21 protein-coding genes are annotated in these 19329 nt (G+C 69.0%); 16 read left to right on the top strand and 5 right to left on the bottom strand.

The genetic code is table 11. The features are described 5' to 3' along the window. Positions 1 to 6: 6 nt before the first annotated feature. Genes sdhD through G524_RS14665 form a run of 4 tightly spaced genes read left to right on the top strand, consistent with a single transcriptional unit; the run spans position 7 to position 3895 of the window. Entirely contained in the window at positions 7 to 393 is a 387-nt protein-coding gene (gene sdhD, locus G524_RS0101725) for a succinate dehydrogenase, hydrophobic membrane anchor protein (RefSeq protein ID WP_027442158.1), read from the top strand. Further along, positions 393 to 2249, top strand: coding sequence for a succinate dehydrogenase flavoprotein subunit (gene sdhA, locus G524_RS0101720; RefSeq protein WP_051220823.1), 1857 nt, complete (start codon positions 393 to 395; stop codon positions 2247 to 2249). Before sdhD ends, sdhA begins: the two co-directional genes overlap by 1 nt. 31 nt (positions 2250 to 2280) lie before the next feature. Further along, entirely contained in the window at positions 2281 to 2820 is a 540-nt protein-coding gene (locus G524_RS16190; RefSeq protein WP_051220822.1) for a hypothetical protein, read from the top strand. Positions 2821 to 2854: 34 nt separating this feature from the next. Continuing rightward, the gene (locus G524_RS14665) at positions 2855 to 3895 is read left to right on the top strand and encodes a C13 family peptidase (RefSeq protein WP_051220821.1); all 1041 of its coding nucleotides are present in this window, start codon (positions 2855 to 2857) and stop codon (positions 3893 to 3895) included. Between the two features lie 99 nt (positions 3896 to 3994). Here the strand turns inward: G524_RS14665 and G524_RS0101705 are convergent, their stop codons facing one another. Continuing rightward, positions 3995 to 4456, bottom strand: coding sequence for an RrF2 family transcriptional regulator (locus tag G524_RS0101705; protein WP_027442156.1), 462 nt, complete (start codon positions 4454 to 4456; stop codon positions 3995 to 3997). 79 nt (positions 4457 to 4535) lie between these two features. Between G524_RS0101705 and G524_RS0101700 the strand changes: the two genes are divergently transcribed. From G524_RS0101700 to G524_RS0101675, 5 genes are all read left to right on the top strand, one after another. After that, positions 4536 to 5024, top strand: coding sequence for a group III truncated hemoglobin (locus G524_RS0101700; RefSeq protein ID WP_051220820.1), 489 nt, complete (start codon positions 4536 to 4538; stop codon positions 5022 to 5024). Further along, a complete protein-coding gene (locus G524_RS16955) occupies positions 5017 to 5460 on the top strand; it encodes a hypothetical protein (RefSeq protein WP_027442154.1) in 444 nt (147 codons plus the stop codon). Before G524_RS0101700 ends, G524_RS16955 begins: the two co-directional genes overlap by 8 nt. Continuing rightward, positions 5457 to 5753 carry a TehB-like domain-containing protein gene (locus G524_RS16950; RefSeq protein ID WP_051220819.1) on the top strand — a complete coding sequence of 99 codons (297 nt, stop codon included), beginning with the start codon at positions 5457 to 5459 and terminating at the stop codon, positions 5751 to 5753. The genes G524_RS16955 and G524_RS16950 overlap by 4 nt, the downstream gene beginning before the upstream one ends. A gap of 328 nt (positions 5754 to 6081) precedes the next feature. Next, on the top strand, positions 6082 to 6477 hold the full coding sequence (locus G524_RS0101680) for a BlaI/MecI/CopY family transcriptional regulator (RefSeq protein ID WP_027442152.1): 396 nt from the start codon (positions 6082 to 6084) through the stop codon (positions 6475 to 6477). Then, a complete protein-coding gene (locus G524_RS0101675) occupies positions 6474 to 8246 on the top strand; it encodes a M56 family metallopeptidase (protein ID WP_027442151.1) in 1773 nt (590 codons plus the stop codon). The genes G524_RS0101680 and G524_RS0101675 overlap by 4 nt, the downstream gene beginning before the upstream one ends. A gap of 26 nt (positions 8247 to 8272) precedes the next feature. On the opposite strand, the gene G524_RS14660 is transcribed toward G524_RS0101675, so the two are convergent. Further along, a complete protein-coding gene (locus G524_RS14660) occupies positions 8273 to 8779 on the bottom strand; it encodes a hypothetical protein (protein ID WP_036857081.1) in 507 nt (168 codons plus the stop codon). Between the two features lie 11 nt (positions 8780 to 8790). After that, positions 8791 to 9675: a KPN_02809 family neutral zinc metallopeptidase gene (gene ypfJ / locus G524_RS0101665; protein WP_027442150.1), complete on the bottom strand. Its 885-nt coding sequence runs from the start codon at positions 9673 to 9675 to the stop codon at positions 8791 to 8793. A 107-nt stretch (positions 9676 to 9782) separates the two neighbouring features. Here ypfJ and G524_RS0101660 point away from each other — a divergent pair, with 107 nt between their 5' ends. The 5 genes from G524_RS0101660 to G524_RS0101640 all read left to right on the top strand — a co-directional run bounded on the left by G524_RS0101660 (position 9783) and on the right by G524_RS0101640 (position 15330). Further along, positions 9783 to 10535, top strand: coding sequence for a 3-hydroxybutyrate dehydrogenase (locus G524_RS0101660; protein WP_027442149.1), 753 nt, complete (start codon positions 9783 to 9785; stop codon positions 10533 to 10535). Beyond that, entirely contained in the window at positions 10532 to 12040 is a 1509-nt protein-coding gene (locus tag G524_RS0101655; protein WP_027442148.1) for a M28 family peptidase, read from the top strand. Before G524_RS0101660 ends, G524_RS0101655 begins: the two co-directional genes overlap by 4 nt. Before the next feature lie 87 nt (positions 12041 to 12127). Then, on the top strand, positions 12128 to 13582 hold the full coding sequence (gene guaB / locus G524_RS0101650; protein ID WP_027442147.1) for an IMP dehydrogenase: 1455 nt from the start codon (positions 12128 to 12130) through the stop codon (positions 13580 to 13582). Between the two features lie 9 nt (positions 13583 to 13591). Continuing rightward, positions 13592 to 14770: an RsmB/NOP family class I SAM-dependent RNA methyltransferase gene (locus G524_RS0101645; protein WP_027442146.1), complete on the top strand. Its 1179-nt coding sequence runs from the start codon at positions 13592 to 13594 to the stop codon at positions 14768 to 14770. A 59-nt stretch (positions 14771 to 14829) separates the two neighbouring features. Next, complete coding sequence (locus G524_RS0101640) at positions 14830 to 15330, top strand: hypothetical protein (protein WP_156893974.1); 501 nt, start codon at positions 14830 to 14832, stop codon at positions 15328 to 15330. On the opposite strand, the gene G524_RS0101635 is transcribed toward G524_RS0101640, so the two are convergent. Together G524_RS0101635 and G524_RS0101630 are read right to left on the bottom strand one after the other, a co-directional pair. Next, positions 15316 to 15816, bottom strand: a complete 501-nt coding sequence (locus G524_RS0101635) for an RNA pyrophosphohydrolase (RefSeq protein ID WP_027442144.1) — start codon at positions 15814 to 15816, stop codon at positions 15316 to 15318. The genes G524_RS0101640 and G524_RS0101635 overlap by 15 nt on opposite strands. Further along, positions 15813 to 16763: an alpha/beta hydrolase gene (locus tag G524_RS0101630; protein ID WP_027442143.1), complete on the bottom strand. Its 951-nt coding sequence runs from the start codon at positions 16761 to 16763 to the stop codon at positions 15813 to 15815. The genes G524_RS0101635 and G524_RS0101630 overlap by 4 nt, the downstream gene beginning before the upstream one ends. Positions 16764 to 16867: 104 nt before the next feature. On the opposite strand from G524_RS0101630, the gene G524_RS14655 reads away from it, so the two are divergent. Further along, complete coding sequence (locus G524_RS14655) at positions 16868 to 17785, top strand: metal-dependent hydrolase (RefSeq protein ID WP_036857077.1); 918 nt, start codon at positions 16868 to 16870, stop codon at positions 17783 to 17785. A 120-nt stretch (positions 17786 to 17905) separates the two neighbouring features. Continuing rightward, positions 17906 to 19297: a cryptochrome/photolyase family protein gene (locus tag G524_RS0101620; RefSeq protein ID WP_027442142.1), complete on the top strand. Its 1392-nt coding sequence runs from the start codon at positions 17906 to 17908 to the stop codon at positions 19295 to 19297. Positions 19298 to 19329 lie beyond the last annotated feature (32 nt).

The following is a 19329-nucleotide window of genomic DNA, read 5'->3' as shown; positions in this document are numbered from 1 at the left end:
AGGGCGATGGGTAACGGAACCTCGATCGGCAAGGTGCGTGGGCTGGGCGCGGCGCATCACGGTGCGCATCACTGGCTGGTGCAGCGCTTCACCGCAGCGGGCAATGTGGTGCTGATGAGCTGGTTCGTGATCAGCCTCGCGCTGCTGGGTGATTTCAGCCATGCGAGCATCGTCAAGTGGCTCTCGCAACCCATTCCGGCCACGGCGATGATCCTCCTCGTCATCAGCCTGTTCTGGCACGCGCGGCTGGGTCTGCAGGTGCTGATCGAGGATTACATCCACGATGCCGGTTCGAAATTCGCGCTGATCGCAGCGCTCAATCTTGCCACCATCGGCGGCGGCGCCTTTGCCATTTTCAGCGTCGCCAGCCTCGCTTTCGGAAGGACTGTCTGATGGCCGATGCAGTATTCGGCAACGGCGGCGCCCCGCATCTTCAGGGCGCCTATACCATCATCGATCACACCTATGATGTGGTGGTGGTGGGCGCGGGCGGCTCGGGCCTGCGCGCCACCATGGGCGCGGCCGAGGCGGGGCTGAAGACCGCCAATATCTCCAAGGTCTTCCCCACCCGCTCGCACACCGTGGCGGCGCAGGGCGGGATCGCCGCGTCGCTCGGCAACAATTCGCCCGATCACTGGACCTGGCACATGTACGACACCGTCAAGGGGTCGGACTGGCTGGGCGATCAGGACGCGATCGAATATCTTGCGCGTGAGGCCCCGGCGGCGGTCTATGAGCTTGAGCACGCCGGCGTGCCCTTCAGCCGCAATCCCGATGGCACGATCTACCAGCGCCCCTTTGGCGGGCACATGCAGAACATGGGCGCCGGCCCGCCGGTGCAGCGCACCTGCGCCGCGGCCGACCGCACCGGCCACGCCATGCTCCATGCGCTCTACCAGCAGAGCCTGAAGTATGACGCCGACTTCTTCATCGAATATTTCGCGCTCGATCTCATCATGTCCGAGCGCGACGGGGAGCGGCGCTGCGTCGGGGTGATGGCGATGTGCCTCGATGACGGCACCATCCACCGCTTCCGCGCCCAGGCGGTGGTGCTCGCCACCGGGGGCTATGGCCGCTGCTACTACACCGCCACCTCGGCCCACACCTGCACCGGCGATGGCGGCGGCATGGTGCTGCGCGCCGGCCTGCCGCTGCAGGACATGGAATTCGTGCAGTTCCACCCCACCGGCATCTATGGCGCCGGCGTGCTCATCACCGAGGGCGCGCGGGGTGAGGGCGGCTATCTCACCAATTCGGAAGGCGAGCGCTTCATGGAGCGCTATGCCCCCTCGGCCAAGGATCTGGCCAGCCGCGATGTGGTGAGCCGCTCGATGGCGCTCGAGATCCGCGAGGGCCGCGGGGTCGGGCCGGAGAAGGACCACATCTATCTCCACCTCGACCACATCGATCCCAAGGTGCTGGCCGAGCGCCTGCCGGGGATCACCGAGAGCGGCAAGATCTTCGCCGGGGTTGACCTCACCAAGCAGCCGCTGCCCGTCACCCCGACGGTGCATTACAACATGGGCGGCATCCCGTGTAACTATCACGGCCAGGTGGTCACCATCGGGCCGGACGGCAACCCCGATCACGTGGTGCCGGGCCTCTACGCCGTGGGCGAGGCGGCCTGTGTCTCGGTGCACGGGGCCAACCGCCTCGGTTCCAACTCGCTGATCGACCTCGTGGTGTTTGGCCGCGCGACCGGGCATCACCTGCGCGACAATTTGAAGCCGGGGGCCAAGCAGCCCGAGCTTCCCGCCGACAGCGCCGATTTCGCGCTCACCCGGCTCGATCACTTCCGCTTTGCCAAGGGCGGCTCGCCCACCGCGCAGATCCGCGCCGAGATGCAAAAAGCGATGCAGAAGCACTGCGCGGTGTTCCGCGACCAGAAGCTGATGGACGAGGGCGTGGCCAAGCTTGCTGAGCAGAACAAGCGGATGGAGGACATCCACGTCACCGACCGGTCGCTGATCTGGAACAGCGACCTCATCGAGACGCTGGAGCTTGATAACCTCATGGCCCAGGCCAATGTGACGATGGCAAGCGCCGCCAACCGCAAGGAAAGCCGCGGCGCTCATGCACACGAGGACTATCCGCAGCGCGACGATGTCAACTGGATGAAGCACACCGTCGCGTGGTTTGAGGGCTGGGGCGGCAATGGCGGCGCGGTGCGGATCGATTATCGCCCGGTGCACACCTACACGCTGACCGACGACATCGCCTATATCGAGCCCAAGGCGCGGGTCTATTGATGCGGCTTGCGCCCGGCTGCGGGGCCTGCTGATGGCAGGCGGCGGGCGGGTTGCGCGGCGGCTGGCGTGGTATTGGCAGGTCGAGCTTGCCAATGCCGCGCTGGTGCCGCTGTTCCTCGTCGTGATTGGCGTTCACCTGGGCGGCGCGGTCGGCTGGCCGAGCCTTTTGGCGATGATGCCGATGTCCGGGCTGCTGATCGTCGGCGGGCTCTACTGGCGCGGCAAGCTGCGCGCGCTCCAAGGACAAGGCGCGGCGCTCGACAAGGCGCTGCGGCTGGCCGACCGCTGGGATCGCCCCTTGCTGGTGCTGACCATCATCGCTTGCGCGCTCGCCGTGGCAGGCTTCATCCTGCCGCTGCCCGGCAGCGCTGCGGGTGATCGCTGGGCAGCAAGCGGCGCGGCCGGGCTCGCGCTGGCGGAATACGTGAACTACTATCACCGCCAGCTCCAGCATTTCGACAACCGGGCCGATTTCTCGCGGCTCATCACCGGGCGGGGGCTGCGCCGGGCCTGGCTCGCGCGCGATCTTGCCGCCTGGCGCACCGCGCGCGCGAATCCCGGAGCGGCTTGACGCTGCGGCGCGCCAAGGTCACCTTCCCTGCCGCATGAACAGGGGCAGGATCATCGCAGGGGCCGTGGCGGCTTTGCTGGCGGTGCCGGCGCTGTCGCAATCGGCCGCGCCTGCGCCGCCGGCCAATCCCTATCAGCCGCCGGCCCACACCCAGCCCTTCCCCGATCTTGGCAGCGGGGAAAGCCGCGAGGCCTGGCGGCGCTCCTTCGATCTCAACCCGGAGCTGCACCGCGGCCTTTCCCCCGCGGCCCGGCGCGCGCAGGCAGTCCGGCTTGCCGCCGCGCTCGATGCGCTCGCGCCGCAGCAGCCGGGCCGGGCCGATGCCTTCGTGGTTGCAATCGCGCTTGACAGCGATCCCGTCTTTGCCCGCGAGGCGCGCGAGGCCGGGCGGGTGCTGGCCGCGCGCTACAATGCCCAAGAGCGAACGCTGGTGCTCGCCGGGCCGGATGGCGCGCGCGATGATGCCCCGCATGGTTCGGTGAGCGCGCTGATGGAGGCGCTCGATCACATCGGGCGGATGATCGATCCGGCCGAGGACGTGCTGGTGCTCTACACCACCAGCCACGGCACCGAGCTTGGCCTTGCCTATCACTGGGGCGACAGCGGCTATGGCGTGGTCTCGCCCGCAGGGCTCAAGCGCGCGCTCGACGAGGCCGGGATCAGGCGCCGGGTGCTGATCCTTTCGGCCTGCTATTCGGGCGTCTTCGTGCCGGTGCTCTCCGGGCCGGACACCGCGATCCTCACCGCCGCGGCGAGCACGCGCAGCTCCTTTGGCTGCGTGGCCGAGAATGACTGGACCTTCTTCGGCGATGCGCTGATCAACCACGCGTTGCGCCAGCCGGTGGGGCTGGAGGAGGCGGCGCGCACGGCGGGGCGGATGGTGGCGGAGTGGGAGGCGCGCGCGCGCCTTCTCGCCTCGCTGCCGCAGGTCAATATCGGCGCCGGGGCGCGCGCATGGCTCGCCGAGATCGAGGCCGCCATGCCCGAGATCGCCAGTGCCCCGGTGGGCCGGCCCGCCTTCGACGAGACGGCGCTCAACGCGCGGGCGGGGAAGGGGCCGCGCGCCGCGCCCTGATGATCGTCACCGGGGCAGCGAGCATCTGCCCCTTCATCACCCCTTCGCCCACTTGCTGGCCGCGCGCGGCCGCTTCGGCAGGATCGCCGGCGTCCCAGCCTAGACCGGGGCGCGGGGCGGTTCCGCTGCCAGGGGGGATACCGATCGCGACCATACCGAGCGGTCCCCGCAGCCGAGATGGTCGGCGAGAGTGAACCGGTCGAGGTGGGCGAGGAACGCCTCCAGCGCCCCTGCCAGAGCCGGTTTGAGCTGGCAGTTTCCGGAAATCGCGCAGTCGCTGTTCGTGCCCATGCACGAGACGAACCCGTCGAACCGCTCCAGCCGGCGCACGACCTGCCCGATCACGATCTCCTCCGGTGGGCGTGCCAGGCGCAGGCCTCCACCGCGTCCGCGCTGCGTTTCAACCAGCCCTTCCGCCTGCAGCGTCTGCGCCACCTTGGCGAGGTGATTGCGCGAGATTGCGTACCAGGCGGCAATCTCGTCGATCGTCCACTGGGCCCCTGTGCCGCCCAGCAGCATCAGCACGCGCAGGGCATAGTCGGTATGAAGGCTCAACTGCATAAAAGAAGTATATTAGATATTGCTTTTGGGCGCAAGCGATGTAAACAGGCATTCAATCTACCTGTTATGAGTCGCAGCCATGGCAAACGAGCAACTCCACCAGCCTGACCACCGCAGCGCCGTGCTCGCAATTCGCGAGCGCAAGCGTGCCGAAGCCGAAGCTATCGGGCTGGACGCGGAGGTAATCGGCCGGGTGGTTGAACGATTCTACGGCAGGGTCAGGGCCGATGCGCTGCTCGGCCCGATCTTCGACGCCCGGATTGATGACTGGCCCGCGCATCTGGCGAAAATGAAGGGCTTCTGGCGTTCGGTCCTGCTGGGCACGGCCGAATTCTCGGGCAATCCTATGGTTCGCCACCAGCAGATCCCCGGCCTCGAGGAGCGCCATTTCAGGCACTGGCTGGAACTGTTTTACCGCACCGTCCAGGAAGAATGTTCGCAGGCCGAGGGCGCCGAGCAGTTTTCGGCGCGGGCACGGATGATTGCCGAGAGCCTCCTTACCGGTATCGAGTTGCAACGCCACGGGCTGCGCCCGGCCACCACCAGCAGGAGACTACCCCATGCTTGAACAACTGCGCGATTTCCCGGCCGAGTTCGCCGAGCTCGGCATCGACCTCGATCATGAGCCGGTGGCGAACCAGGCTGCTGCGCAGACCCAGCCGGAAGCCCGCCGGTTTGAGCTGCCCGGCACTGTGTGGGGGGCAATGATCGCCTGCTACGCGGTGTTCTTCGTCAGCATTACCGTTGCCACGGGGGGAAGCGGTCACGCGCTGTTCGCCATCATGATCAGCGTGCTCTACACCGCGATGTTCTTCGCCACCGCGCGGATCGTTGCCCTGCAAGGACAGGCGCAGGAGGCTTCGCCCCTGAGCCGTGGCCAGGCCCTGCCGACCTGGACCGGGCCGATGGGCGCAGGCGCAGTCTATGGCCAGGTTCTCGTCGTACCCGCCTGCATCGCGCTGTTCGGCGTGGGCATCGCGGTGATCTGCGCTGCCGTTCTGTGACCAGCTCCGAAATCCCCGAAGGATTCTCGCTGGTTCGCCGCATCGGCCCGTTCGATGCGGCGAGCCTGCCCGCCGGCTTGCTCTCCAGCCACAGCCTCAAGGCAGGACGCTGGGGCTGGGTGCAGATCACCGAAGGCGCGGTGCGCATGGTGTGGGAAGACGAGCCGCTGCGATCCGAAGAGCTGGTTGCCCCCGCCAGCGTGCTCATCCCCCCCGAGACCGTGCACCATCTCGAAGTGGCCGGGCCGTTCAAATTGCAGATCGCCTTCCTGGAGCGCGAAAGTGCCGATTAGGGCTGTGGTGGGTCGAGCCGCCGCGCGCGCAAGATCCTGACCGGTTCTGCCAGCATCTTCCCCTTTATCACCCTTTCGCCCGCTTGCGGGTCGCGCACGGCGCGGCCGGGGCGAGGAATGCCGCGCCGAGCGCGGCGAGCACGGCCAGCCCGCGCGCGGCGAGGGGCAGGCGGGCGCGGCGCTTTGCGGACAGGGGGCGGGGGCACGTCATTCGTCAGAGCCTATCGCCGCTTCGTCGAAGCGCAAGCGCGGCGCGGCGCCGTTCAGCCGCGGGCAAGGTTTACACCTGTAGCCGTCACGATTACAGGCGTAATCATTAAGGAGGGAAATGGTGGTCTCCCCATCCGATGACAGCCCCGGCGAGCGCATCACCGAGGCCGAGCACGCGGTGATGGAAGTGCTGTGGGAGCGCCCGCGGCTCACCGCTGCCGAGGTGTGCGAGGCGCTGTGCGCCGTGCGCGGCTGGAGCCTGCCCACGGTCAAGACCCTGCTTGCGCGGCTGGTGAGCAAGGGCGCGCTCGCCGCCGAGCCTGATGGCCGGCGCTATCTCTACACGCCCCTGATCGCCCGCGCCGCCTATGTCGAGGGCGAATCGCGCCGGCTGCTCGATCGCCTGTTCGGCGGGCGCGCGGCCTCGCTGGTGGCGCATCTGGCCGAAAGCGAGGCGCTGAGCGCGGAGGACCTCGCCGAGATCGAGGCGCTGCTCAAGGAGCTGCGGCCATGAGCGCGGTGCTGCTCGAAACCCTGGTGTGGACCGGGGTGCTGATCGCGCTGGTGCTTGTGCTGCGCCGGGCGGTGGCGCGCAGTTTCGGGCCGGAGGCGGCCTATGCGCTCTGGGCGCTGCCGGTGCTGCGGCTGGTGCTGCCGCCGATCACGCTGCCGGCCTGGATGGCGCCGGCCGCGCTGCTGCCAGTGGCGCCCGCTCCCGCTTCTCGGGCCATGCCGCTTGCGCTGGCGCCAGAGGCTCAGGGCGTTTCGGGCGAGGCGGTGCTGTGGGCCGCCTCGGCCAGCGCGCCTGTGGCCGAACCGGGTGCGCCTGCGGGCTTTGATCTGTTCGCGCTGCTTGACGCGCTGCCGCTGGGCGAGGTGCTGCTCGCCTTGTGGCTCGGCGGGGCGGGGGTGTTCCTGTGGCGCCGCTTTGCCGCCTATTTCGCCCTGCGCGCGGCGCTGCTCGCCGAGGGGCGCGAGGTTGGCCGGGTGCGCGGACGGCTCGCCGGACGGCTCCCCGGGCGCATGGGCGCGGTGCGGCTGGTCGAGACCCCGGCGACCAGCGCTCCGCTGGCCTTTGGCGTGCTCGACCGCGTGATCGCGCTGCCCTGCGGCTTTCTCGCCTTGCCCGATCGCCAGGAGCGCGACCTCGCGCTGGCGCACGAGCTTGCCCATCACCGCGGCGGCGATCTCCTCGTCAACTTCCTGGTGCAGCCGCTGTTCGCGCTGCACTGGTTCAACCCGCTTGCCCATTATGGCTGGCTGGCGCTGCGGCGCGATCAGGAGGCGGCCTGCGATGCCCGGGTGGTGGCGCGCTGCTCGCCGAGCGAGCGGGCCGCCTACGCTGCGCTCATCGCCCGCTTTGCCGGGGCCGCGCGCAGCGCCTCGCCGGTGGCGCTGAGCGCGCCGATGGCCTGCCCGGTGCTGGGCGAAAGCTCGATCCTTCATCGCTTGAGGAGTATGTCCATGTCCCATATCACCGAGCGCCGGCGCCTCGCCGGGCGCGCACTTGTCGGCGCCGGGCTGCTGGCCCTGCCGCTTACCGCCACGTTCGGCTATGCCGCGGCCGCGCCGCGCACTGCCGACGCGGGGCCGCCCGCACCCCCGGCAGCGCCCGCAGCCCCGGCTGCGCCGCAAGCGCCCGAGGCACCCCAGGCCCCTGAAGCTCCCGCAGCGCCCGAAGCGCCCGAAGCGCCCGAGGCGCCCGAGGCGGGCGTCAAGGATCGCATCATCATCCTTGGGCAAGGTACGCACCGGGTGATCACCGAGGGCGGGGAGATGGTGCGCGAGCACACCATCACCGACAAGGACGGCAAGGTCACCACCATGCGCCTGGTGCTGCGCGACCGCCCTGATGCGCCGCGCGGCGCCGAGGGCAGCGCGAACGACGAGACCACCGAGGAGATCATCGAGCTGTCGCTGCGCGAGGGCATGGCCGAGCTTGATCGGGTGCGCAAGGACATGCCGCGCATCCTCGAGGAAGCCCGCCGCGCCGCAGAGGAGGCCCGCGGCGCTTCGGCCGCGGCGCGCGGTGCCATGCCGCGCATCGTCATGCGCCGGCACTGCAAGCCTGGCGAGAGCGCAGCGGGCGAGAGCAGCACCAGCGCCGATGGCAAGAAAATCATCACCATCTGCGAGGCGCGCGCCTTTGCCTCGGCCCGTTCGGGGCTGGAGCGCGCCCGGGCCGAGATCGCCCGCGATCCTGCCATCCCCGAGGCGATGCGCAAGCGCCTGATCGAGCAGCTCGACCGCGAGATCGCCCGCTGGCGCGAAGGCGAGGGCTGAGGCCGCAGCGCCGGGCGCGGGGTGGGTTAGCGGTCCGCCTTGCGCTTCGGACGGGCGGGGTAGGCGCAGCCGCGCTGAAGGCCGAGGCCCTTCAAGAAGCCGCGCCGCACCATCCCGGCGGTATAGGCGGCGCGCAGCGCCCGGTCATTGCTCGCCGCCCCCGTCACCTCGCGCACGATCCCGCGGAAGGGGATCAGCGAACCGATCAGGCTCTGTCCGATCCGCCCCTCGCTGATGCGGTCGCGCTGCTTGCCGCTGGCAATGTCGTAATCGGCGCCCAGCACCTCGTCGAGCGCGGCGATTTCGCGGATCAGCGCAGTGCAGCGGCCAAGACCCTTGGTGGCATAGGGATCGGCCTCGGCAGAGAGCAGCACCTCGGGAATGTCGCGCGCATCGATGTTGAGATCGCGCAGCGGGGTCTTGGCCACTTCCTCGACATCGGGCTCGGGCATGGATTGGGCCGCGGCGCTGCCGAGCGGGGCAAGCGCCAGCCCCAGCCACAGTGCGGCGGCACACTGCATCGGGCGGATCATCACGCTCTCCCTCATTCAAAGAACACATCGCACGCGGCATCATCGCGCGCCTCAAGCCCGCGGCGCAATGCCTCCATGCGCTGGCGGCTGGTGCCGTGGGTAAAGCTTTCCGGATTGATGCGCTGCCCGGCGTTGCGCATCAGCGTGTCATCGCCGATCGCGCTTGCGGCCTTGAGACCTTCCTCGAGATCGCCTGGCTCGATGAGGTTGCGGTTCTTGCCCGCCCACATCCCGGCATAGCAATCGGCCTGCAATTCCATCGCCACCTGCAAGCGGTTGGCGGCGGCAGGATTGCGCTGCTGGGCCGCGCGCACCTGCGCGGCAAGGCCGGTGAGGTTCTGGATGTGGTGGCCATATTCATGGGCGATCACATAGAGCCGGGCGAAATCGCCCCCGGTGCCTGCCATCTGCGCGAGCTGATCGTAAAAGCCGGTGTCGATATAGATGCCCTTGTCCGCCGGGCAATAGAACGGCCCCGCGGCCGAAGTGGCGCTGCCGCAGCCATCGGTCGTCACCCGCCCGCCGCGGTAAAGGTCGAGCACCGGCTCTTCAAAGGCGAGGCGATTGCGCGCAAAGGTTGCCGCCCAGGTGGCGTTGAGGCTGGTGAGCGCGTTGCAGGCCTCCTCGGCATAGGCGCTGCTGGCGCAGATCTCCTCCTCGCTCAGCCGCGCCCCGCTGCTGCTTGCGGCATCGGCACGAGCGGGGGCCATCTGCTGCTGCACCCCTTCGACCATGCCGATGGTCTGCATCGGATCGATCCCGAAGACCAGCGCGCCGATGAGCGCGATCACCAGGGTGCCGCAGCCGATCCCCCCGGCGCGACCCATGCCGCCGCCCCCGCCGCCCTCGGACGAGCGCACGGTGATGCGCGATGTATCGAATGGCCCGAGCCGCATTGCCGCCCCCTCCTTCTGCCGCGCGCTGCGCGCAAATCGCTGGACAGCCGCGCTGATGGCGGCAAAAGCGTGGCGCAACAAGCCCGAAGGTGCAGGAGAAGCAAGCAATGCTCAAGGCCAGGCGCGCGTTGGTGACCGGCTCGACCTCGGGGATTGGCCTTGCCATCGCCCGGGCGCTGGCGGCCGAGGGCGCCGAGGTGATCCTCAACGGCTTTGGCGATCCTGAGGAGATCGCGCGGCTCTGCGCCGAACTCGGCGCGCGCCACCACGGCGCCAACCTCATGGATCCGGCCGCAATCGCGGCGATGATGGACGAGATCGGCCCTGTTGATATCCTTGTGAACAACGCCGGGATGCAGCATGTCGCCCCGGTCGAGGAGTTTCCGCCGGAAAAGTGGGACGCGATCCTCGCGCTCAATCTCACCGCCGCCTTCCACACCACGCGCCTCGCGGTGCCGGCGATGAAGGCCAAGGGCTGGGGCCGCATCATCTCCACCGCCAGCGCCCATTCGCTTGCCGCCTCGCCGTTCAAGAGCGCCTATGTCGCCGCCAAGCACGGCCTTGCCGGCTTTACCAAGGTGATCGCGCTCGAACTCGCCACCCACGGCATCACCGCCAATTGCATCTCTCCGGGCTATGTCTGGACCCCGCTGGTCGAACAGCAGATCCCCGACACCATGGCCGCGCGCGGGCTTTCGCGCGAGGAGGTGATCCGTGACGTGCTGCTGGCCAAGCAGCCGACCAAGCGCTTCGTCGCGCCCGAGGAAGTCGCCGCGCTGGCGGTGTTCCTGTGCAGCGATGCCGCGGCCAGCATCACCGGGGCCAATTACAGCATCGACGGGGGCTGGACCGCCGAATGAGACCGGAAAGGCGCGGCTGGCTGTGGGCGCTCTTGGCAAGCCTTGCGCTTGCCGCCTGCGCAGCCCCGCCGCCGCGCCCCGGCCCACCGGTGGACGAGCGCGAGGCGATCGCCGCGCGGCTGAGGGCGGATATTGCCGTGCTGGCGAGCGACGAGTTTGCCGGGCGCAAGCCGGGCACGCCGGGCGGGCGGGCCACCTGGGCCTATCTGGAACGGCGCATGGCCGAGATCGGTCTGGTCTCGGGCACCGGCGATCCGGGCAGCTATTGGCGCTTGCCGGTGGAACTGGTGGCCAGCGCGCCCGAGACCGCGCGCCTCGTGCTCACCCACAGGAGTCGCAGCCTTGCCGTGCCCGAGGAAGCGGCGGCAGTCTTCACCCCGCGCCGCCGGGCGCTGGCGGTGGGCGGGCCGGGCACCGGGGTGCCGGTGGTGTTCGTCGGCTATGGCGATGGCTCGGTGCTCGGCGATGCGCTCGCCGGGGCGATCGCGGTGATGCTGGCCGATCCGCCGCGCGATGCGGCGCGGCGCGAGGCGCTGCTGCGCCAGCGCGCCACCGCGGTGGTGACGGTGCTGCCCGATGCGGCGGCGCTCGCCGCGGTCAGGCGCCGCGAGGGCCGAGCCCGGCTTGAGCTGGCGAGCGAGGAGGCCGACCGGCTCACCGCCTATCTCACCGAGGACGCGCTCGCCGAGGTGCTGGGGCCCAAGCGCTGGGCGCGGCTGCGCGCCGAGGCGCAAACCAGCGCCTTCGAGCCGCTCGAGCTCAACCTCGCCATGACGCTCGAGGCCACCTCCGACCGGCGCGAATTCGTCAGCTATAACGTGATTGGCCGCATTCCCGGCACCGCGCCGGGATCGGGAGCGGTGCTGCTGCTGGCCCATTGGGATCACCTCGGCGAATGTGCGCCGCCCGAGGCCACCGACCGGATCTGCAACGGCGCGGCCGACAATGCCAGCGGCCTTGCGGTGCTGCTTGAACTTGCCCGGCGCCTCAGGGCCGGCCCACCGCTCGGGCGCGATATCTATGTGCTTGCCGTCACCGCCGAGGAGGACGGGCTGCTCGGCACCCGCGCCTTCATCAAGGCGCCGCCGCTACCGCTTGAAAGCATCCTTGCCGCCTTCAATTTCGACATGGTCGCGCTCGCCCCGGCAGGCGCGCCGCTCGGCTTTGTCGGGCGCGGGCAGACCAAGCTCGATGGCCTCATCCTCGAGACCATCGCGGCAAGCGGCAGGCGGCTTGGCGACCAGGCGCTCGCCGACAGCTTCCTCCAGCGTCAGGATGGCTGGGCGCTCAATCAGCACGGTGTGCCTGCGGTGCTGCTTTCGAGCACCTATGGCAGCGAGGCGGTGCTGCGCCCTTTCCTTGACAGTCACTATCACCGCCCTTCGGACGAGGCCCGGCGCATCGAGCTTGGCGGGGCGATCGATGACCTTTTGCTGCACGAGCGGCTTATCCGCCTGATCGCCGATCCGGCTCGCTATCAGCCGCCGCCCGCGGCGCGGCCCTAGCGCTTGGCTCCAAGCGCGGTTACATGGGCCGCCACGATTCTCCCTTGCCGGAGCCTTGCTCTCTCGATCACGCGGAAAGTGGCAGCCATGGATATCCCCCTCGGCCTTACCTTTGATGACGTGCTGCTGCGCCCGCGCGAATCGGGCGTGCTGCCGAGCATGGCCGACACCTCGACGCGGCTGACCCGCGAGATCGGCCTCAACATCCCGGTGCTCTCGGCGGCGATGGACACCGTGACCGAGGCCGACATGGCGATCGCCATGGCGCAATTGGGCGGGATCGGGGTGCTCCACCGCAACCTCGATATCGAGGCGCAATGCGCCGCGGTGCGCGCGGTCAAGCGCTATGAGAGCGGGATGGTGGTCAACCCCATCACCATTGGCCCCGATGCCACGCTGGGCGAGGCCCAGGCGCTGATGCAGGCCAACCGCATCAGCGGCATCCCGGTGGTTGATGGCACCGGCAAGCTGGTGGGCATTCTCACCAACCGCGATGTGCGCTTTGCCGAGAACCCGGCGCAGCCGGTGCGCGAGCTGATGACCACCGAGAACCTTGCCACCGTGCCGCTCGGCACCAGCCAGGACGAGGCCCGCCGCCTGCTGCATGCGCGCCGGATCGAGAAGCTGCTGGTGGTCGATGAGGATTATCGCTGCATCGGCCTCATCACCGTCAAGGACATCGAGAAGGCGGTGACCTACCCGGCCGCCACCAAGGATGCCGCCGGGCGCCTGCGCGTCGCCGCGGCGACGACCGTGGGCGATCTCGGCTTTGCCCGCACCGAGGCGCTGATCGACGCGGAGGTCGATGTGATCGTGATCGACACCGCCCATGGCCACAATGTCGAGGTCGCCCGCGCGGTCGAGCGGGTGAAGAAGCATTCCAATGCGGTGCAGGTGATCGCCGGCAATGTCGCCACCGCCGAGGCCACCCGCGCGCTGATCGATGCCGGGGCCGATGCGGTCAAGGTCGGGATCGGGCCGGGCTCGATCTGCACCACCCGGGTGGTGGCGGGCGTGGGCGTGCCGCAATTGACCGCGATCATGGAAAGCGCTGCGGAAGCCGCCAAGGCGGGCGTGCCGGTGATCGCCGATGGGGGCCTCAGAACCTCGGGCGATGCCGCCAAGGCGCTCGCCGCGGGGGCCTCGAGCGTGATGATCGGCTCGATGCTCGCCGGCACCAGCGAAAGCCCGGGCGAGGTGTTCCTCTATCAGGGCCGTTCCTACAAGGCCTATCGCGGCATGGGCAGCGTGGGGGCGATGGCGCGCGGCTCGGCGGATCGCTATTTCCAGCAGGATGTCAGCGCGATGAAGCTGGTGCCCGAGGGGATCGAGGGCCAGGTGCCCTTCAAGGGCCCGGCGGCCGATGTGATCCACCAGCTCGTCGGCGGGATCAAGGCGGCGATGGGCTATACCGGCGCTGCCACGATCCCCGAGCTTCAGGCGCGCGCGCAATTCGTGCGCATCACCAATGCCGGGTTGTCGGAAAGCCACGTCCACGATGTCGCCATCACCCGTGAGGCGCCCAATTATCCCACCCGCTAGGGGCGGGCGATGACCCCGGCGGCGCGCGTCCAGGCGGCGATCGAGCTGCTCGACCAGATCATTGCCTCAGCGCGCGCCAAGGGTGCCCCGGCAGACCGCCTTATCGCCGACTATTTCCGCGCCCGCCGCTATGCCGGGGCGAAGGACCGGCGCGCGGTGCGCGAGCTGGCCTATCGCGCCATCCGCCTGTGCGGCCCCGTGCCTGCCAGCGGGCGCGCGGCGATGCTGGCGCTCTCCGAGACCGATCCGGCGCTCGCGGGCTGTTTCGATGGCTCCCCTCATGGCCCCGCGCCGCGCGGCAAGGGCGAGAAGGCCGCCGCGACCGGCCTTGCCCCGAAGTGGCTTGCCGCTGCCTTGCGCGGCTCGGGCCTTGGCACGCCCGAGATCGCCGCGCTGCTGGAGCGCGCCCCGCTCGATGTGCGGGTCAATGCCCTCAAGGCCGACCGCGGCCGCATCGACCTGCCCGAACCGGGCGAAGCGCTCGCCAGCGCGCAGGGCCTGCGCTTTGCTGCGGGCACCCCGGTCGAACAATGGGAGGCCTATGCCCAAGGCCTGATCGAAGTGCAGGACCTGGGCAGCCAGCTCATCGTCGAGGCGCTTCCCGTGGCGCGCGGGGATACCATCATCGATCTGTGCGCGGGCGCCGGGGGCAAGACGCTCGCGCTGGCCGCGCGGCTGGGCAATGGCGCAAGCCTGATCGCCGCCGACACCGACAAGCGCCGCCTCGGCAATCTTGCTCCGCGTGCCGACCGCGCGGGCGCGGCGATCGCGCAGATCGTGCTGCTCGATCCCGGCCGCGAGATTGAGGCCCTTGCCCCCTGGGCGGGCAAGGCCGATCATGTGCTGGTTGATGCGCCGTGCTCGGGCAGCGGCACCTGGCGGCGCAATCCCGAAGGGCGCTGGCGGCTCGATCGGGCGGAACTGGCGCGGCTCACGGCGCTCCAGGACCATGTGCTCGATCTCGCGGTGCAATTGGTGCGTCCCGGGGGCAGCATCGCCTTTGTCACCTGTTCGCTGCTTGATGCCGAAGGGGCAGAGCGGATCGCCACCTTCCTCGCGCGCCATCCGGGCTGGCGCAGCGAGGCCGTGCCCCTTCCCCTTGGCACGCCGCGGGGCGAAGGAATGCGGCTCGATCCGCTTCATCACGGCACTGATGGTTTTTTCATCGCGGCCTTGCGTTCACCATGATAGCTTCGCATGATATGCCCCCAGCCGGTTCCCGGATCGATGCCATCAAGGAGCTTGTGATGCGTTTTGCGCCCGCTGCCGCTGCCCTTGCGCTGTGCCTTGCGATCAGTGCCAGCGTCACCACCGCGGGCGGGCGCGCCGCCCCCGATCCGCGCGCCGCGGCGCTGCTGGCCGAGGGCCGCGCGGCGCTGGCCGCGGGCGATGCCGAAGCGGCGACCGATGCCTTCGAGGCGGCGCTGGCTCTCGATCCCGGCTTCACCCCGATCTTCATCGATCTCGCTGAGGCGGCGCGCCAGCAGGGCCTGCAGGGCAAGGCGATCCGCTATTACCGTGAGGCGCTGGCGCGCGAGCCGGGCAATCTTGCCGCGATCTCGGGCGAGGGCGCCGCGCTGGCCGAAAAGGGCGCGGTGGAGAAGGCCAAGCGCAACCTTGCCACGCTGCAATCGCTTTGCGGGGCCGATTGCCCCGAGGCCCGGGCGCTGCAATCCTCGATCGCGCGTGGGGGAGCGCCGCGGCTTGCCGCCGAGAGCAGCGCCGAGCCGGCCTCAGCCGCCAATTGAGGCGCGGATCAGCGGGGCGAACTCGGCCACCACCGCTTCATAGACCGCGCGCTTGAAGGGGATGATGAGCCGCGGCAGCTCCTCCGGCTCCACCCAGCGCCAGGCCTTGAACTCGGGCGGGTGGTGTGCGGCAAGATCGATGTCGCTGTCCTCACCAAGGAAGCGGCCGAGGAACCAGTGCTGTTCCTGCCCGCGATAGCGCCCCTTCCACACCTTGCCCAGAAGTTCGGGCGGCAGATCATAGAGATGGGGCCGCGCGCTGCGGGCGATCACCTCGACGAGATCGGGGGCAATGCCGGTCTCCTCGGCAAGCTCGCGCAGCGCCGCGGCGGCGACATCCTCGCCCGGGTCGATCCCGCCCTGCGGCATCTGCCAGAAGCCATGGGCGCTGGCATCGATCCGCTCGCCGACGAAGACGCGGCCTTCCCGGTTGACCAGCATGAAGCCAGCGCAGGGGCGATAGGGCAGGCTGGCAGGATCGCTCATGCGGGGTTTGCCAGCATGAACTGCATCGCCGCGATGACGCGTTCGAGGTCGGCCTGCGTGCTCGGCACCATCTGGCGCAGGTTGGTGAAGGAGTGCGTGACCCCGCGCATCTCGAGGAACACGCAGTCGCGCCCGGCATCGATAAGCGCCTTGGCATAGGCGCGGCCCGAATCGCGGATCGGATCGAGGCTGGCGGTCACCACGATGGTGGGGGGCGCGTTGTCGTGCCGCCCGAGGATCGGAAAGCCGCGGGGGTCAGAGCGATCGGCACCATAGGCGGCATCGAAGAAGGCCATGGTCTCGGCGGTGAGAAGATAGCCCTCGGAAAAGGCGGCCATGCTCTCCGAGCTGACCGCATCGGCCACCAGCGGGAAGATCGGCACCTGCAGCACCACCGGAACGGCAGCCGGGCTGGCGGCGAGCAATTGGCCGACCACCACCGTGGCATTGCCCCCGGCCGAATCACCGATGGTGATGATGCCGCTCGCGGTAAGGCCCAGCTCGGCGGGGCTGGAAGCGATCCAGCGCGTTGCCGCCTCGCAATCGAGGATTGCGGCGGGGAAGGGCGCCTCGGGCGCGCGGGCATAGTGGACCGCGACCAGCGGCAGATCCATGAGCGCAGCGATCTCGGTGCACAGCGCATGGTGGGTATCGAGATCGCCGATGACAAAGCCGCCGCCGTGGAAGAAGGTGATGACGGGCGTTGGCCCCTCGCGGCTCTCGCGCGGGTCGTAGAGACGTAAGGCAATCTCGCCCTTGGGGCCGGGGCAGGAAAGATCGCGGATCACCGGCAGCGCGCGCGCCGGGCGGTCGGCAAGGTTGTGCATGGCAAGGTAGGAGGCGCGCGCCTCATCGAGGCTCATTTCGCTGAGCTTGGGCCCGTTCACCTGCGCCATCATCTCGAGGAAGGCCTTCATGTCGGGGCGGATATAGGGGGTGTCGGTCATGCTCTCTCCCGTGTCTTTGGCGCTGCGATAGGCGAGGGCGGGCAGCTTCGCCAAGCGCATTTGCGCTCGCGCGCGCGCACGCGCCGCGCTAGCGCTGCAAAGCGATGGACAATCTGACCCATAGCCTTGTCGGTGCGGTGCTGGGGCAGGCGGGGCTGAAGCGCACCACGGGGCTTGCCATGCCGGCCCTCATCATCGGGGCGAACCTGCCCGATGTGGACGTGGGCTGCTTCTTCTGGCTCGAGGGCACCGAGCACCTCGCCTTCCGCCGCGGCATTACCCACGGCCCTCCCGCGCTGGTGCTGCTGCCGCTGGTGCTGGCGGGGCTGCTGTGGGGCTTTGATCGCTGGCAGGAGCGGCGCGGCACGCGGCCCGAGGCGCGGGCGCCGGTGCGGTTTGGCTGGCTTTACGCGATGGCCTTCATCGGCTGCCTCAGCCATCCGGCGCTCGACTGGCTCAACGTCTATGGCATTCGCCTGCTCGAGCCGTTCTCCTCGCGGTGGTTCTACGGCGATACGCTGTTCATCATTGATGTGTGGCTGTGGGCGATCTTGATCGGCAGCGTGTGGTGGTCGCGGCGGCGGGAGAAGGCTGGGGCGGAGTGGATGCGGCCTGCGCGGGTGGGGCTGGCGGCGATGCTGGCCTATATCGGGGTGAATGCGGGATCGACGTGGGCCGCGAAGAATTACTACGACTTTAGCCCTGTCGGCGGATCGCCTGTGATTGCCAGCCCCTTACCCATCCGAGGCCCCTTCGGCAGAGAGTTGATCAGCGGGGAGAATGGCCGTTATGCGATCGACAGCGATGTGGTTGGTGACTGCAAGCTGCCGGACTTCACCGAGATCCGCCGCAGCAATTCCCAACTCGACGCCTTCCTGTTCTGGTCGCGCGCGCCCTTCGCGGTGCGGGCCGAGGACGGCTCGGTGATCCTCTACGACGCCCGCTTCTACGATCCGCGCGCGCGGGACCGGTTCTCGGTCGCGCTGCCGGATGTGACATGCGAGGAACTTCCCAAGGGGTAGGCGCATTACCGTCCCACACCCGTTCGGGCTGAGCTTGGCGAAGCCCTGCTTTTCACTTTCTCGCTTAGAGCCGGAAGAAGGACAGCCCTTCGACAAGCTTAGGGCGAACGGAGGTTGCTCTTGAGTTCCCCCCAAATCGTATGGCTGCGGCGCGATCTGCGCCTCGCCGATAACCCCGCGCTCTACCACGCCGCCAAGGCTGGCCCGGTCGTGGCTGTCTATGTGCTCGACGACGCAAGCCCCAGGCACCACGCCTATGGCGGGGCCTCGCGCTGGTGGTTGCATCATTCGCTGGCGAGCCTTGCTCGGAGCCTAGAAGCCAAGGGCAGCCGCCTGATCCTCCGGCGCGGCGAGGCGGTGGCGGAGCTGACCAAGCTGGCGCAGGAGGTCGGCGCGGCCACGATCCACGCCAATTGCCATTACGAGCCGTGGTGGCTCAATGCCGAGCGCAAGCTCGCCAAGTCGCTCGATCTCAAGCTCTATCACGGCAATTACCTGATGCCCCCGGGCAGCATCACCACCGGCACCGGCGGGCCATACAAGATCTACACCCCCTTTGCCCGCGCGCTGCGCGCCGCCTTGCCGCCGCGTGCCGAACTCCCCGCGCCCGAAAGGCTGGAAGCGCCCGCCGCATGGCCTGAGAGCGATGATCTTGCCTCGTGGCAGCTCCTGCCCACCCGGCCCGATTGGGCGGGGGGCCTGCGCGACTTCTGGCAGGTGGGCGAGGAGGCCGCGCACAGGCGCCTCGAGGCCTGGGCGGCCGATCTTGATGACTATGACGACAAGCGCAATTTCCCCAGCGAAGACAAGGTCTCGCACCTCTCCCCGCACCTCCATTTTGGCGAGATCTCGCCGATCCAGATCTGGCACCGTTTCAGCGACAGGCGCTCGAAAGGCTGGGAAACCTTCGAGGGCGAACTGATCTGGCGCGACTATGCGCAAAACGCGATCCTGCAATATCCCGCCTATGCGACGCGCAATTACAATGCCGCCTTTGACCGCTTTCCCTGGCGCGATCCTGCCACCGACGAGGCCGCCGCGCGCGATCTTGAAGCCTGGCAGCAGGGCCGCACCGGCTATCCCATCGTCGATGCCGGGATGCGCCAGCTGTGGCACACCGGCTGGATGCACAACCGCGTGCGGATGATCACCGCGAGCTTTCTCATCAAGCACCTGCTGATCGACTGGCGCGAGGGCGAGAAGTGGTTCTGGGATTGCCTCGTCGATGCCGACTATGCCTCCAACGCCACCAACTGGCAGTGGACCGCGGGCACCGGGGTCGATGCCAACATGTTCGGCCGCATCATGGCCCCGCTCAGCCAGTCGGAGAAGTTCGACGCGGCGCGCTATATCCGCACCTATGTGCCGGAACTGAAGGGGCTGGAGGAGCCTTACGTCCACGATCCCGAGGAATATGGGCGCAGGCCCGCCGCCTATCCGCGCAAGATCATCGCCCACCGCGCCGCGCGCGAGCGGGCGCTCGCGGCACTCAAGACGCTCAAAACCGCCTGAGGCGCTTGCCCTTTCCCGCCGCATCCGCCTAT

Source organism: Erythrobacter cryptus DSM 12079 (assembly GCF_000422985.1).
Classification (GTDB): domain Bacteria; phylum Pseudomonadota; class Alphaproteobacteria; order Sphingomonadales; family Sphingomonadaceae; genus Erythrobacter; species Erythrobacter cryptus.
Note: the sequence above shows the minus strand (reverse complement) of the source record. Positions and strands in the feature narration are given on the sequence as shown.